At 61.8% G+C, this 13,430-nt stretch carries 13 protein-coding genes and 1 pseudogene; 11 read left to right on the top strand and 3 right to left on the bottom strand.

Annotated features, from left to right (window positions below; all coding sequences use genetic code 11):
* Positions 1–52: 52 nt before the first annotated feature.
* Positions 53–1,447: an argininosuccinate lyase gene (gene argH / locus BKX96_RS17140; protein WP_046818481.1), complete on the bottom strand. Its 1,395-nt coding sequence runs from the start codon at positions 1,445–1,447 to the stop codon at positions 53–55.
* A gap of 332 nt (positions 1,448–1,779) precedes the next feature.
* Here argH and BKX96_RS33550 point away from each other — a divergent pair.
* The 8 genes and pseudogenes from BKX96_RS33550 to BKX96_RS17105 all read left to right on the top strand — a co-directional run.
* Positions 1,780–1,902, top strand: a pseudogene (locus BKX96_RS33550) (sensor histidine kinase); the annotation flags it as partial.
* Complete coding sequence (locus BKX96_RS17135) at positions 1,899–2,645, top strand: LytR/AlgR family response regulator transcription factor (RefSeq protein WP_046818480.1); 747 nt, start codon at positions 1,899–1,901, stop codon at positions 2,643–2,645. The pseudogene BKX96_RS33550 and the gene BKX96_RS17135, both read left to right, overlap by 4 nt.
* Positions 2,646–2,784: 139 nt before the next feature.
* Entirely contained in the window at positions 2,785–3,726 is a 942-nt protein-coding gene (gene hemC / locus BKX96_RS17130; RefSeq protein ID WP_077184865.1) for a hydroxymethylbilane synthase, read from the top strand.
* A complete protein-coding gene (locus BKX96_RS17125) occupies positions 3,723–4,490 on the top strand; it encodes a uroporphyrinogen-III synthase (RefSeq protein ID WP_046818478.1) in 768 nt (255 codons plus the stop codon). Before hemC ends, BKX96_RS17125 begins: the two co-directional genes overlap by 4 nt.
* 17 nt (positions 4,491–4,507) lie before the next feature.
* On the top strand, positions 4,508–5,668 hold the full coding sequence (locus BKX96_RS17120) for a uroporphyrinogen-III C-methyltransferase (protein WP_046818477.1): 1,161 nt from the start codon (positions 4,508–4,510) through the stop codon (positions 5,666–5,668).
* Positions 5,665–6,903 (top strand): heme biosynthesis protein HemY, encoded by a 1,239-nt coding sequence (locus BKX96_RS17115; protein ID WP_077184862.1) that lies wholly within the window; start codon positions 5,665–5,667, stop codon positions 6,901–6,903. Before BKX96_RS17120 ends, BKX96_RS17115 begins: the two co-directional genes overlap by 4 nt.
* A gap of 229 nt (positions 6,904–7,132) precedes the next feature.
* A complete protein-coding gene (locus tag BKX96_RS17110; RefSeq protein ID WP_046818475.1) occupies positions 7,133–7,684 on the top strand; it encodes a disulfide bond formation protein B in 552 nt (183 codons plus the stop codon).
* A 175-nt stretch (positions 7,685–7,859) separates the two neighbouring features.
* Positions 7,860–8,318, top strand: coding sequence for an Rsd/AlgQ family anti-sigma factor (locus BKX96_RS17105; protein ID WP_046818474.1), 459 nt, complete (start codon positions 7,860–7,862; stop codon positions 8,316–8,318).
* Positions 8,319–8,378: 60 nt separating this feature from the next.
* On the opposite strand, the gene BKX96_RS17100 is transcribed toward BKX96_RS17105, so the two are convergent.
* Positions 8,379–9,044: an FKBP-type peptidyl-prolyl cis-trans isomerase gene (locus tag BKX96_RS17100; RefSeq protein ID WP_046818473.1), complete on the bottom strand. Its 666-nt coding sequence runs from the start codon at positions 9,042–9,044 to the stop codon at positions 8,379–8,381.
* A gap of 192 nt (positions 9,045–9,236) precedes the next feature.
* Here BKX96_RS17100 and BKX96_RS33000 point away from each other — a divergent pair, with 192 nt between their 5' ends.
* On the top strand, positions 9,237–10,397 hold the full coding sequence (locus BKX96_RS33000) for an AlgP family protein (RefSeq protein ID WP_077184859.1): 1,161 nt from the start codon (positions 9,237–9,239) through the stop codon (positions 10,395–10,397).
* On the opposite strand, the gene BKX96_RS17090 is transcribed toward BKX96_RS33000, so the two are convergent.
* Entirely contained in the window at positions 10,394–10,858 is a 465-nt protein-coding gene (locus BKX96_RS17090; protein ID WP_046818471.1) for a TIGR02444 family protein, read from the bottom strand. The two genes, BKX96_RS33000 and BKX96_RS17090, sit on opposite strands and share 4 nt — an antisense overlap.
* 50 nt (positions 10,859–10,908) lie before the next feature.
* On the opposite strand from BKX96_RS17090, the gene BKX96_RS17085 reads away from it, so the two are divergent.
* Complete coding sequence (locus BKX96_RS17085; RefSeq protein WP_046818470.1) at positions 10,909–12,819, top strand: ATP-binding cassette domain-containing protein; 1,911 nt, start codon at positions 10,909–10,911, stop codon at positions 12,817–12,819.
* Entirely contained in the window at positions 12,819–13,400 is a 582-nt protein-coding gene (locus tag BKX96_RS17080; RefSeq protein WP_046818469.1) for a mechanosensitive ion channel family protein, read from the top strand. The genes BKX96_RS17085 and BKX96_RS17080 overlap by 1 nt, the downstream gene beginning before the upstream one ends.
* Positions 13,401–13,430: the final 30 nt, after the last annotated feature.

Raw genomic sequence — 13,430 nt, 5'->3', positions numbered from 1 at the left:
GAAAGAACTCGGTCAACTGTGGGAGCGGGCCTGCTCGCGAAGCTTTTGGCGATTAGCGGCTGGCGATCAGCGCCTGGCCACGCACCACAGCTGCCTTGACCTGCGCCGGCGCGGTGCCGCCGATGTGGTTGCGGGCATTGACCGAACCTTCCAGGGTCAGCACGGCAAACACGTCCTGATCGATCTGGTCGCTGAACTTGCGCAGTTCTTCCAGGCTCATTTCTGCCAGGTCCTTGCCGCTTTCCACGCCATATTTCACAGCATGGCCGACGATTTCATGGCAGTCGCGGAAGGGCAGGCCGCGACGCACCAGGTAGTCGGCCAGGTCGGTGGCGGTGGAGAAGCCGCGCAGGGCTGCTTCGCGCATCATCGCGTGCTTGGGCTTGATCGCCGGGACCATGTCGGCAAAGGCGCGCAGCGAGTCGCGCAGGGTGTCGGCGGCGTCGAACAGCGGTTCCTTGTCTTCCTGGTTGTCCTTGTTGTAGGCCAGTGGCTGGCCTTTCATCAAGGTCAGCAGGCCCATCAGCGCGCCGAACACACGGCCGGTCTTGCCGCGCACCAGCTCCGGTACGTCCGGGTTTTTCTTTTGCGGCATGATCGAGCTGCCGGTACAGAAACGGTCTGGCAGATCGATGAACTGGAACTGCGCGCTGGTCCACAGCACCAGCTCTTCGGAGAAGCGCGACAAGTGCATCATCGCGATGCTGGCGGCCGAGCAGAACTCGATGGCGAAGTCGCGATCGGACACGTTGTCCAGCGAGTTGCCGCCCACTGCATCGAAGCCCAGCAGCTGGGCGGTGTATTCGCGATCGATCGGGTAGGTGGTGCCGGCCAGAGCGGCGCTGCCCAGTGGCATGCGGTTGGTGCGCTTGCGGCAGTCGACCAGGCGCTCGTAGTCGCGGCTGAGCATTTCGAACCAGGCCAGCATGTGGTGCCCGAAGGTCACCGGCTGCGCAGTCTGCAGGTGGGTGAAGCCCGGCATGATAGCCCCCGCTTCGCGCTCGGCCTGCTCCAGCAAGCCTTTTTGCAGGCGGGTGATTTCGCCCAGGATCAGGTCGATTTCGTCACGTAGCCACAGGCGAATGTCGGTGGCGACCTGGTCGTTACGGCTACGACCGGTGTGCAGCTTTTTACCGGTCACGCCGATGCGGTCGGTCAGGCGCGCCTCGATGTTCATGTGCACGTCTTCGAGATCCACGCGCCAATCGAACTGGCCGGCCTCGATTTCACCCTGGATGGTCTTCAGGCCATCGATGATGCTGTCGCGCTCGGCATCGGTCAGCACGCCGACCTTGGCCAGCATGGTAGCGTGGGCGATCGAGCCCATGATGTCGTGGCGATACAGGCGCTGGTCGAAGGTGACGGAGGCGGTGAAGCGGGCGACGAAGGCGTCGACGGGTTCACTGAAGCGGCCGCCCCAGGACTGATTGGTCTTGTCAGTGCTCATGAATTCGCTCGTATCGGCTGAAGAAAGATGGCGTTGAAAGCTGCCGCGGATAATAACAGGGTTGCCAATCCTGTCGTTGACACTGGTCGACTGGTTTTCATCGTTGGGCTTGCCAGAGCCAGTGCGCGAACAATTTGCACAACGATATTTTTCAATTGAGCAATATCGTTCCGGCAACCGTCTACAGTTGGACAGGAGGATGAGCGCACTTCTCGGTGCGCAAGAGGACTATAAGAAGAGGGGTGTTCATATTGCGAATCAGCAAACCCTGTGGCGATGTGTCGCCAAAGCGGGCCTGGGCCGCTAATCGCCCGGCAGATGAAAAATTAGCTGCCCGACCAGCGGCACTTTTTCACGCTCGCGCTAGTCTTAGCGTGGATCGCGGTGACGGACGTCACTTCACCTGTCTACGCTATCCTTGTGCGAGACTCACGCAGGAATCCAGCGCAATATGAATGTCCTGATCGTTGATGACGACCCCCTAGCCCGCGAGCGCCTGAGCCGAATGGTTGGCGAACTCGAGGGATACAGTGTCCTGGAGCCCAGCGCCACGAACGGCGAAGAAGCGTTGGCACTGATCGACAGCCACAAACCGGATATCGTGCTGCTCGATATCCGCATGCCAGGCCTCGATGGCCTGCAAGTGGCCGCGCGATTGTGCGAACGCGAAACCCCGCCAGCCGTGGTGTTTTGCACAGGCCCCGATGAATTTGCCGTGGAAGCCTTACAGGCCAGCGCCGTAGGCTATCTGGTGAAACCTGTGAGAACTGAACAACTACATGATTCGTTGAAAAAGGCCGAACGGCCCAATCGTGGCCAACTCGCCGCCCTGACTCGTCCTGCTGCCGAAAGTGGCAGTGGCCCGCGCAGCCATATCAGTGCCCGCACCCGCAAGGGGATCGAGCTGATTCCGCTGGATCAGGTGGTCTATTTTATCGCCGACCACAAGTACGTGACCCTGCGTCACGAAAGTGGTGAGGTGCTATTGGATGAGCCACTCAAAGCCCTCGAAGATGAATTCGGTGACCGTTTCGTGCGCATCCACCGCAACGCACTGGTCGCTCGCGAGCGAATCGAACGCTTGCAACGAACACCGCTGGGGCATTTTCAGCTGTTCCTCAAGGGCCTCAACGGCGATGCCCTGATCGTCAGCCGACGTCACGTGGCCGGTGTGCGAAAAATGATGCAACAGCTTTGATTCGCTGATCGCAGGCGGATATCACACCCGATTGCCGGACATCCGGGGGCCAGGGAGGCCAAGTAGTTTCTGATACAAGTCAAAGTGGATTTGGCTGAGCTGTTATTATCCGTCGTATCTTTTCAGTACGGATTGATCCATGTCCTCTCGCCAGATCCGCATCGCCACCCGCAAAAGCGCTCTTGCCCTGTGGCAGGCCGAATACGTCAAAGCCCGTCTGGAGCAGGCCCATCCGGGTCTGCTCGTGACTTTGGTGCCCATGGTCAGTCGCGGCGACAAGCTGCTCGACTCACCGCTGTCGAAAATCGGTGGCAAGGGCCTGTTCGTCAAGGAACTGGAAACCGCGCTACTGGAAAACGAAGCCGACATCGCCGTGCATTCGATGAAAGACGTGCCGATGGACTTCCCTGAAGGCCTCGGTCTGTTCTGTATCTGCGAGCGCGAAGACCCACGCGATGCATTCGTGTCCAACACCTACGCCAGCCTCGAGGCGTTGCCTGCCGGCAGCATCGTCGGCACGTCGAGCCTGCGCCGCCAGGCCCAGTTGCTGACTCGTCGTCCGGACCTGGAAATTCGCTTCTTGCGCGGCAACGTCAACACCCGCCTGGCCAAGCTGGACGCCGGCGAATACGACGCCATCATCCTGGCGTCCGCAGGCTTGATCCGGTTGGGCTTCGAAGATCGCATCACCTCGGCCATCAGCGTCGAAGACAGCCTGCCGGCCGGTGGCCAGGGCGCTGTGGGCATCGAATGCCGCACCGCGGACAGCGACATCCACGCGCTGCTCGCACCGCTGCATCACCAGGACACCGCGACCCGCGTGAGTGCCGAGCGCGCCCTCAATAAACACCTCAATGGCGGCTGCCAGGTGCCGATTGCCTGCTACGCCGTGCTCGAGGGCGAGCAGGTCTGGCTGCGAGGACTGGTGGGTGACCCGAGTGGCGGCCTGCTGCTCAGTGCCCAGGCGCGTGCGCCGCGGGGCGATGCCGAAGCCTTGGGTGTGCGTGTGGCCGAAGACCTCTTGAGCCAGGGCGCCGCGGATATCCTCAAGGCGGTATATGGCGAGGCAGGTCACGAGTGACAGGTTGGCGCCTGCTGCTGACGCGTCCGGCGGATGAGTCGGCGGCGCTGGGCAGTCTATTGGCCGAGCAGGGGATTTTCAGCAGCAGCTTGCCGCTTTTGGACATAGTGCCGATCCCGGTCTCTGAGACAATGCGCGAAGCGTTCCGCGATCTGGATCGCTACTGCGCGGTGATCGTGGTCAGCAAGCCGGCGGCGCGCATCGGTGTTGAGCTGCTCGACCGCTTTGGCCCGCCAGCACCGCGCGTGAAGTGGTTCAGTGTCGGCGCTGCGACGGCGCAGATCCTCGAGGCTCGCGGTTTGGACGTCAGCTTCCCAGCGCAAGGCGATGACAGCGAGGCCTTGCTTGAACTTGCAGCGTTGCGCGAGGCTATCGCGCGGTTCGATCCGCAGGTGCTGATCCTGCGCGGGGAGGGGGGGCGTGAACTGCTGGCTGAGCGCATGCGCGAGCGAGGTGCTAGTGTCGAGTATCTGGAGTTGTACCGCCGCGAGCTGCCGCTATACCCGCCAGCGGCGCTGGAGCATCGGATCAAGGCGGAACGCCTGAACGCGCTGGTGGTCAGCAGTGGACAGGGTTTTGAGCACCTGCATCAATTGGCTGGCGATGCCTGGCCGCAGTTGGCGCAGTTGCCGTTGTTTGTACCAAGCCCCAGGGTCGCCGAGCTGGCACGTGCCGCCGGGGCCCTGACAGTTGTGGATTGTCGTGGCGCCAGTGCCGCGGCTTTGCTGACGGCGTTACGGGAGCATCCCGTGCCCGTTCTCTAAATGCAAAGGATGGATACGTGAGCGAAACAGCCTTGCCTAAAGATGACTCGCGGCCAGTGCTCGATGCACCGGTTGATGCACCTTTTGATGAACTGCGACCACCACCTGCCGAACAGCAGCGCCGAGGCAACGGGCTGGCAATCGTCGCGTTGCTGGTGGGCGCCGTCGGTGTCGCAGTGGGTGGCTGGGGAGTCTGGCAAGTGCGTCACTTGCAAGCCAATACCCAGCAGCAGTTGAGTCAGGTGCAGGCCTTGAACGATCAGGCGCAGAGCCTGAAGCTGAACGAGCAGCGGCTGAGCGCGCGCCTTGAGCAACTGCCCAATGCCGATGTACTGGAAGAGCGCAGCCGCCTGGTGACTCAGTTGCAGGGCGACCAGCAACGTTTGAATCAACGCCTGGAAACCGTTCTCGGCGCCAGCCGCAAGGACTGGCGCCTGGCCGAGGCCGAGCACTTGTTGCGCCTGGCCAGCCTGCGCCTTTCGGCGTTGCAGGACATCAGCAGCGCCCAGGCCCTGGTCCAGGGCGCCGATGAAATCCTCCGTGAACAGAATGACCCAGGCTCTTTCGCCGCTCGCGAGCAAGTGGCCAAGACCCTGGTGGCCTTGCGCAGCACGGAGCAGCCGGATCGCACCGGTCTGTTCCTGCGCCTGGGGGCGTTGCGCGATCAGGTGATCAGCCTCACCGAGCTCGCGCCCGAGTACAAGGACCGTGGCGAGTCCCTGCTGGGGCTGACCGCCGATGGCGACGGCGCCAGTCGCTGGGCGCAGTGGTGGGATCAGATCTCGCGCTACATCCGTATCGATTTCAACGCCGACAAAAATGTCCGTCCCTTGCTGGCCGGGCAGAGCCTGAGCCAGGTTCGCCTGGCATTGAGCCTGGCGCTGGAACAGGCACAGTGGGCGGCACTCAACGGTCAGGCAGCGGTGTACTCCCAGGCGCTGGCAGAGGCTCGGGATGTACTCAAGGGCAACTTCAATCCGGACAATCCTCAGAGCAAAGTGATGCTCGAGCAGGTGGCCGAACTGAGCAAGCAGCCGGTCTCTGTGGTCACCCCGGACCTGACCGGAACCCTGAGTGCGGTCCAGGGTTACCTGGAGCGGCGTAACGTCAACGCCGAAGACTCGATCAAGCCGCTGGCCAAACCTGCGGCGAACCCCGCACAGGAGGCCACTCCATGAAACGCCTCTATGTGATCGTGTTCCTGGCCATTGCGGCTGCGGCTGCCTTGGGCCTGGCCATTGCCGAGCATTCCGGTTATGTCCTGATTGCCTACAAGAGCTTTCGCTACGAATCGAGCCTGTGGGCAACGTTGGCCCTGGTCGCCGTTCTCTGGCTGGTCTTCTGGGGCGTCAAGGCGTTGGTCGAACTGGTCACGACCTCCGGTGGCGTGGTCAATCCGTGGTCACGGCGCAATCGCAGTCGCCGGGTCCAAGTGGCGATCGAGCACGGGCAACTGGATCTGGCCGAAGGTCGCTGGGCCAGCGCGCAACGTCATTTGCATCGGGCTGCGGAAGCCGAGCGCCAGCCGCTGCTTTACTACCTCGGGGCTGCCCGCGCCGCAAATGAGCAGGGTCGTTACGAAGAAAGTGACAACCTGCTGGAGCGTGCCTTGGAGCGCCAGCCCCAAGCCGAGTTGGCGATTGCCCTGAACCACGCGCAATTGCAGACCGATCGCGGTGATACCGAGGGAGCCCTGACGACCCTGCAGGCGATGCACGAGCGCCACCCGCATAACGCACAGGTCCTGCGTCAGTTGCAGCGCCTGCATCAGCAGCGAGGCGACTGGTCGGCGGTGATTCGCCTGCTGCCTGAGCTGCGCAAGGATAAAGTCCTGCCGGTGGCGGAACTGGCCGAGCTGGAGCGTCGGGCCTGGGGGGAGAACCTGTCCCTGGCGGCGCATCGGGAGGAGGAGGGCACACTCGGTCTGCAAGCGCTCGAGCGCGCCTGGCAGCAGCTGACTTCAGCGCAGCGCCAGGAGCCGCAATTGGTGCTCGCCTATGCCGAGCAACTACGGCAACTGGGTGCCCAGGTCGAGGCCGAGGAGGTCCTGCGCACGGCTCTGAAACGCAACTACGACAGCCATCTGGCGCGCCTCTATGGGTTGGTGCGCGGCAGTGACCCGGCTCGCCAGTTGCAACTCGCCGAGGGCTGGCTTAAAGACCATCCGACCGATCCAGGCCTGTTGCTGACGCTGGGTCGCCTGTGTTTGCAAAACAGCCTGTGGGGCAAGGCCCGGGACTATCTGGAAAGCAGCCTGCGAGTCCAGCGCAACCCGGAAGCCTGCGCCGAACTGGCACGCCTGCTGGCACAGATGGGAGACACCGAGCGCAGCAATCAATTGTTCCAGGAAGGCCTGGGCCTGCTCGATGAGCGCTTGCTGGCGGCACCGCTGCCGGTGTTGGCTCACGGTTGATCGCTGGGTGAAGGATCGCTCGAGGGGGCGATCCGTTCCCCGGTCCTGTCGGAATTTTCCCTTCGCAATGGGGCGTCAGCAAAGTCCTACAGACCCCTACGTCAGATCCCCTGATGTCTGTCGGGATTTCCGTATGTATTTGCTGAAATGTCTGCATCTGCCCGCCTTGTAAGGCTTGCGCGCTTTCAACTACCGTAGCGACCGGACCCTTAATCGTTACGGAAACGCCATGTCGTTGGCCTGCCCACGCTCCCTGTTTTTTACTGTGTTCCTCGCAGGTGCCCTGGCCCTGGGCGTTTCCTATTACCTGGAATATGCGGTGGGTCTCAGCCCCTGTGGCTTGTGTCTGTTGCAGCGGGCTTGCCTGGCGCTGTTGAGCGGTGTGTGCCTGACGGCTGCGGTGCATGGTCCCGCTCGCCTGGGGTCCTTTGTGTACTGGCTGCTCGGGCTGTCCTGCAGCCTGCTGGGGACCTTCACGGCCTGGCGCCAGGTGTTGCTGCAAACCGATCCGGTGCACCAGTTTTCCGCCTGCACACCTGACCTGGCCGAGGTATTCACCTACGCACCGTGGCTGAGCGTCGTGCAGAGGGTGTTCCAGGGGGCCGTCGACTGCCCGCAGATCGCCTGGACGCTGTTCGATTTGAGTATCCCGGAATGGAGCCTGCTGTTCTTCGTTGCGATGATGATCCTGGGTATTTATCAGCTGATACGCCTGGTCTTGAGCGTCAGCCGGCGACCGCTCGGCGGCGATTCGTCGCACCGGGTGCTTGCCGGCGATTAAACACTTGTATGAACTTTATCGTCTGCGTACCTTGAAGCCACCGTCGTGCGGGCATAATCTGGCCCGCACGTGTCATTGGATTTATGTTGCTCGATGACGCTCTGCCTGGTCGAATCTTGATTCTCAAGGGCGACAGGTGTAGAGCAGCATGACCCACAAGGGAAGAGAGACCGCCATGCTCGAAAGTTGTCAGAATGCTCAGGAACGTTGGGGTGGAGTACATCTGCTGATCGATCGTTGGTTGCAGGAACGTCACGAACTGGTTCGGGCCTATGACACTCTCGGCGAGAAGCCCGAGGCGTTGGGCGAAAACCGAAAACCTTTGCAGGAATTCTGTGGGGTGCTGGTCGACTACGTATCCGCCGGCCACTTCGAGATCTACGAACAGCTGACGGGGGAGGCCAAGGCTTTCAACGACAAGCGTGGCCTGGAACTCGCCGAGACGATCTATCCGCGCATCGACGTCATCACCGAGAAGCTGCTCGCGTTCAATGACCTGTGTGATGCCGGAAAATGCGTCGCGGAGAAGTTCAAGGAGCTGGGTGGCCTGTTGCATGAGCGCTTCGAACTGGAAGACTGCCTGATTGAAGTGCTGCACACAGCTCACAAGGAAACCGATTCGGTCCAGGCTTGAACCGTTTCCCGCTGGACCCCGAAACGGCGTGCCAAGGCACGCCGTTTTTCATTTCCACGTTCAGCCGGCAGCGCCGCGTAACTCGACTTCGAATACCAGAGGCGTATACGGCGCGATCAAGTCGCCGGCACCGTCGGCGCCATAGGCTTGGGCCGATGGAATCACCAGGCGCCATTTCGCACCGACCGGCATGTCTTGCAGGGCGCTGCGCCAGCCGCTGATCACACTGTCGAGGCTGAACCACTGCGGCTGGCTGTTCTGATCGAACACCGTGCCGTCAGGCAGGCGACCGACATACAGAACCTGCACCTTGCCGTTCGGCCCGGCCTTGGCGCCTGTCCCTGGTGCCAGCTCTGTCAGCAGGATGCCATTAGCCAATTCACGAACCCCATGCCTCGCTTTTTCTTCGCTGAGAAAACGCTGCTCTTTTTCCAGGGCCAGTTCACTTTCCGGCGCAGCTGATTGCGTGGCCGCTCGGGCTTCGTGTTCGGCCAGAATACGTTCGATCTGCTCGTCCTTCAACGCCAGTGGCTTGCCTTGATAGGCCTGTTGCAATCCGTCGACCAGCGCCTGAATCTGCAAGTCGGGAACCTCTTGGCGCAAGCGTTCGCCGAGACTGGCACCCAAGCTGTAAGCGAGATCGTGAGCCTCTTTTTCCTGGTTTTTTTCAGCGGCGTTGGCCACGGAAAAAATCACGCAAAGCGATAAAAAAAGGTAGCGCGACATGGGCACTCTCCGACCTGAGTTGCGGGCGATTATGCCAGCGAGAATGCATTCCACGGTGAACTGCTTTTGCGCCAGCGCAGAACATTTTCAATTCCTTGCAACGCGGCGCTTTGGATACTGTCAAGATGCCCTAGCGGCGGTAGCAGCAGAGGTCTAGTATGAGCCGCACTCACGCCAGCCAGGAGGTAAACCATGTCGGCCACCAAGAAGCCTGTAAGTACTCCGTTGCACCTGCTCCAACAACTCTCGGGCAGCTTGCTCGAGCATCTCGAAAACGCTTGTTCCGAAGCTTTGGCTGATGCTGAAAAACTGCTCGCCAAACTGGAAAAGCAGCGCGGAAAAGCGCAAGAGAAATTGCACAAATCCCGAACCAAATTGCAGGACGCAGCGGCCGCCGGAAAGGCCAAGGCGCAGACCAAAGCCAAGGACGCGGTGAAGGAGCTCGAGGACCTGCTTGATGCGCTCAAGGATCGTCAATCGGAAACTCGCGGCTACATTCTGCAACTCAAGCGCGATGCCCAGGAAAGCCTGAAACTGGCCCAGGGTGTTGGTCGCGTACAAGAGGCTGTTGGCAAGGCGTTGTCCCTGCGTTCGGCCAAACCAGCAGCGGCCCCTGCGAAGAAAGCCGCTGCCAAACCGGTTGCCGCAAAAGCACCGGCCAAGCCTGCCGCCAAACCTGCCGCCAAGGCACCGGTGAAAGCCGCAGCCAAACCTGCTGCCACATCTGCAGCGAAAAAACCTGTCGCGGCCAGTGCTGCAAAACCAGCTGCCAGAACTGCAGCTGCCAAGCCTGCTGCGCGGACAACCGCGGCGAAAACAGCGGCCGCTAAACCGGCAGCCAAGCCTGCCGCCAAAACCGCTGCTGCAAAACCGGCCGCGGCGAAAACCGCAGCCGCCAAACCAGCCGCCAAAACCGCCGCTGCAAAACCGGCTGCAAAACCTGTCGCGACTAAAACCGCTGCCAAGCCAGCTGCAAAAAACGCGGCCAAACCGGTGGCAAAAACAGCCGCCAAACCCGCCGCAAAACCGGCTGCTAAAACGGCTGCTGCCAAACCTGTCGCCGCCAAGCCAGCCACTGCCGCAAAAACTGCCGCAGCGAAACCGGCAGCCAAACCAGCCGCTGCAAAACCAGCAGCCAAACCAGCGGCAAAACCTGCAGTGAAAAAACCAGCCACGGCTAACAAGCCTGCCGCTGTTGCCAAGCCGGCTCCGGCTCCTGCGGCCAAGCCAGCAATCCCAGCGCCGGCACCCACTGCTTCGGCTGCTCCTGCAGCAACGGCCTCGACTGCCTCCACTGCGCCAACGCCAGTGGCACCGTCGAGCAACAGCTCCACCCCAACCAGCGCTTCTTAAGTGCCGGTTACCGCGACGCGCAGCTGATGCAGCGCGTCGCGGTCGAGGTGGGCGGCGTCTGCCGTCACACCTTCCAGCCAGATCGCCAGGTCGGTCGCGGCACCCTGCGGCCAGCCCTCAGCCGATCGTTCCAGGCGCAATATCAGAATTCGCTCGGCCTCCAACTCAAGTGACTTGACCTTTTCGCGTAGCGAATGCAGTTCGGCATCGCCGGTGGCGGCATATTTCCAGTGCACGCGCAGTGCCCGTAACGGTTGCACGACATCGGCGTCCCAGGCCTGCGCCACACCGCGAAGTTGCTGCAGGCGTTGTTCATCGCAGGCGATACCCCGTTGTCCCAGCCAGGCTGCACACAGCAGCAGACACACACTGACTCCGGCCGACTGCAATTGCAGGCACGCCTGTTCAACGCCCGGACGGGCATAAAGGGTCAGGGAAAAGCTCCACAGGTCAGAGGACATAGTGCTACTCGCGCCAGTTGCGAGCGAAGCTGGTAGACTCCGCCGCCATTATGATTCGACTTCAGAACCTGACTTTACAGCGTGGCCCGCAACGTCTGCTAGAAGACGCCGAGCTGACCCTGCACGCCGGCCAGAAAGCCGGCCTCATCGGTGCCAACGGCGCCGGCAAATCGAGCCTGTTCGCCTTGCTTCGGGGTGAGCTGCACCCTGACTCGGGCGATTGCTTCCTGCCGGCCGACTGGCGTATCGCCCACATGCGCCAGGAGGTCGACACGCTCGAGCGCCTGGCGGTCGACTACGTGCTCGATGGTGACCTGCGCCTGCGCCAGGTGCAACGCGACCTGGCGGCAGCCGAAGCGGCCCATGACGGTGCCGCACAGGCCCGTTACCACTCCGAGTTGGACAGTGCCGACGGTTACACCGCCGACGCCCGCGCTCGCAAGTTGCTGGCAGGCCTGGGCTTCACCAACGAGCAGATGGATCGCCCGGTCGGCGATTTCTCCGGTGGCTGGCGGATGCGCCTCAACCTGGCGCAGGCCTTGATGTGTCCTTCGGACCTGCTGTTGCTCGACGAACCGACCAACCACTTGGACCTCGACGCCATCATCTGGCTCGAAGAGTGGCTCAAAAGCTACCCAGGCACCTTGATGCTGATTTCCCACGATCGGGACTTCCTCGATGCCGTGGTCGATCACGTGGCTCATGTCGATCAGCGCAAGATCACCCTGTATCGCGGTGGCTACAGCGCCTTCGAGCGTGCTCGAGCCGAACGCCTGGCCCAGCAACAACAGGCGTACGAGAAGCAGCAGGCGCAACGTGCGCACATGGAAAGCTACATCGCCCGCTTCAAGGCCCAGGCCACCAAGGCCCGCCAGGCCCAGAGCCGGATCAAGGCGCTGGAGCGGATGGAAGAGCTGACCGCCGCGCACGTCGATTCGCCGTTCGACTTCGTCTTCCGCGAATCGCAGAAGATCTCCAGCCCGCTGATCGATCTGTCTGATGCCCGCCTGGGCTACGGCGACAAGGCCGTGCTGGAGAAGGTCAAGCTGCAACTGACCCCCGGCGCGCGGATCGGTTTGCTCGGCCCGAACGGCGCCGGTAAATCGACCCTGATCAAAAACCTTGCTGGTGAGCTGTCGCCACTGGCCGGACGCCTGACTCGCGGCGAGAACACCGTGGTCGGTTACTTCGCCCAGCATCAACTCGATTCCCTGGACTCCAAGGCCAGCCCGTTGCTGCACTTGCAGCGCCTGGCGCCGACCGAGCGCGAACAGACCCTGCGCGATTTCCTCGGCGGTTTCGACTTCCGTGGCGCGCGGATCGACGAGCCGGTGCTGAATTTCTCCGGTGGCGAAAAGGCGCGCCTGGCGCTGGCCCTGATTGCCTGGGATCGGCCGAACCTGTTGCTGCTCGACGAACCGACCAACCACCTGGACCTGGAAATGCGCCTGGCGCTGACCATGGCCCTGCAGGAATTCAGTGGTGCGGTACTGGTGGTCTCCCACGATCGCCATTTGCTCAAAAGCACCACCGATAATTTCTATCTGGTGGCGGACGGCAAGGTCGAAGAGTTCGACGGCGATCTGGAGGACTACACCCGTTGGCTGGTGGAGTACCGTCAGCGCAATGCCCCTGTCAGCAACACCCCGGTCAATCCGGACAAGACCGACAAGAAGGCCCAGCGTCAGGCTGCCGCTGCGTTGCGCCAGCAACTGGCACCGCACAAGCGCGAGGCTGACAAGCTGGAAGCCGAGTTGGGCAAGCTGCACGAAAAACTGGCGAAGATCGATGCCAGCCTGGGCGATAGCGACATCTACGAACCGTTGCGCAAGAATGAATTGCGCGACCTGTTGGCCGAGCAGGCCAAGCTGAAGGTGCGTGAAGCAGAGCTGGAAGAAGCCTGGATGGAAGCCCTGGAACTGCTGGAAAGCATGCAGGCGGAGTTGGAGGCGCTGTCCTGATGGAGGCGTTCAAGCTGCCGCTGCCGGCTATGTGGATCGAGCCGCTCTGGCTCGGTATGCAAATCCTGCTGATTCTGCTGGCCGGTTACATCGCCCAGCGTTTCGTTGCCAAGTGCCTGACACGTCTCGGCGAGCGTTACCCGTTTCCGCCGCAGTTGCTGATGCCGCTGCGCGGGGGGCTGCGCTGGCTGATCATGGGCAGTGCGCTGATCTTCGTGCTGGAGCGCCTCGGGGTTTCGGCCACGGTGCTCTGGACGGCGCTGTCGGGTTTCGTCGCGGTGGCGGCGGTGGCGTTTTTCGCCATGTGGAGTGTGCTCTCCAATCTGTTGTGCGCGATCCTGATCTTCACGGTTGGCCCGTTCCGCCTCGGTGATGTGGTCGAGTTGGTGGACACCACCGATAAGCCCGGCGTCAAAGGCCGGGTGATCGCGATCAACCTGCTGTACACCACGCTGATCGAGGCTGAAGAGCTCGGTACCGGCAGCGCCATGGTGCAAGTGCCCAACAGCCTGTTCTTCCAGCGTTCGGTTCGACGCTGGCGTGGTACGGATGTGTTTCCTTCCAGCGGGTTTGAAAAATAAGCCTTCTGCAAAAAACGGTAGTCATCCAGC

The sequence above is a fragment of the Pseudomonas putida genome (assembly GCF_001976065.1).
Taxonomy (GTDB): domain Bacteria; phylum Pseudomonadota; class Gammaproteobacteria; order Pseudomonadales; family Pseudomonadaceae; genus Aquipseudomonas; species Aquipseudomonas serbica.
The sequence above is the reverse complement of the archived record's forward strand: the minus strand, read 5'-3'. Positions and strand labels throughout refer to the sequence as shown.

Bases quoted from the DNA above. Each gene is read 5' to 3' on its own strand.
- argH (WP_046818481.1), bottom strand. From the start codon at position 1,447: ATGAGCACTGACAAGACCAATCAGTCCTGGGGCGGCCGCTTCAGTGAA.
- BKX96_RS17135 (WP_046818480.1), top strand. From the start codon at position 1,899: ATGAATGTCCTGATCGTTGATGACGACCCCCTAGCCCGCGAGCGCCTG.
- hemC (WP_077184865.1), top strand. From the start codon at position 2,785: ATGTCCTCTCGCCAGATCCGCATCGCCACCCGCAAAAGCGCTCTTGCC.
- BKX96_RS17115 (WP_077184862.1), top strand. From the start codon at position 5,665: ATGAAACGCCTCTATGTGATCGTGTTCCTGGCCATTGCGGCTGCGGCT.
- BKX96_RS17110 (WP_046818475.1), top strand. From the start codon at position 7,133: ATGTCGTTGGCCTGCCCACGCTCCCTGTTTTTTACTGTGTTCCTCGCA.
- BKX96_RS17105 (WP_046818474.1), top strand. From the start codon at position 7,860: ATGCTCGAAAGTTGTCAGAATGCTCAGGAACGTTGGGGTGGAGTACAT.
- BKX96_RS17100 (WP_046818473.1), bottom strand. From the start codon at position 9,044: ATGTCGCGCTACCTTTTTTTATCGCTTTGCGTGATTTTTTCCGTGGCC.
- BKX96_RS33000 (WP_077184859.1), top strand. From the start codon at position 9,237: ATGTCGGCCACCAAGAAGCCTGTAAGTACTCCGTTGCACCTGCTCCAA.
- BKX96_RS17090 (WP_046818471.1), bottom strand. From the start codon at position 10,858: ATGTCCTCTGACCTGTGGAGCTTTTCCCTGACCCTTTATGCCCGTCCG.
- BKX96_RS17085 (WP_046818470.1), top strand. From the start codon at position 10,909: ATGATTCGACTTCAGAACCTGACTTTACAGCGTGGCCCGCAACGTCTG.
- BKX96_RS17080 (WP_046818469.1), top strand. From the start codon at position 12,819: ATGGAGGCGTTCAAGCTGCCGCTGCCGGCTATGTGGATCGAGCCGCTC.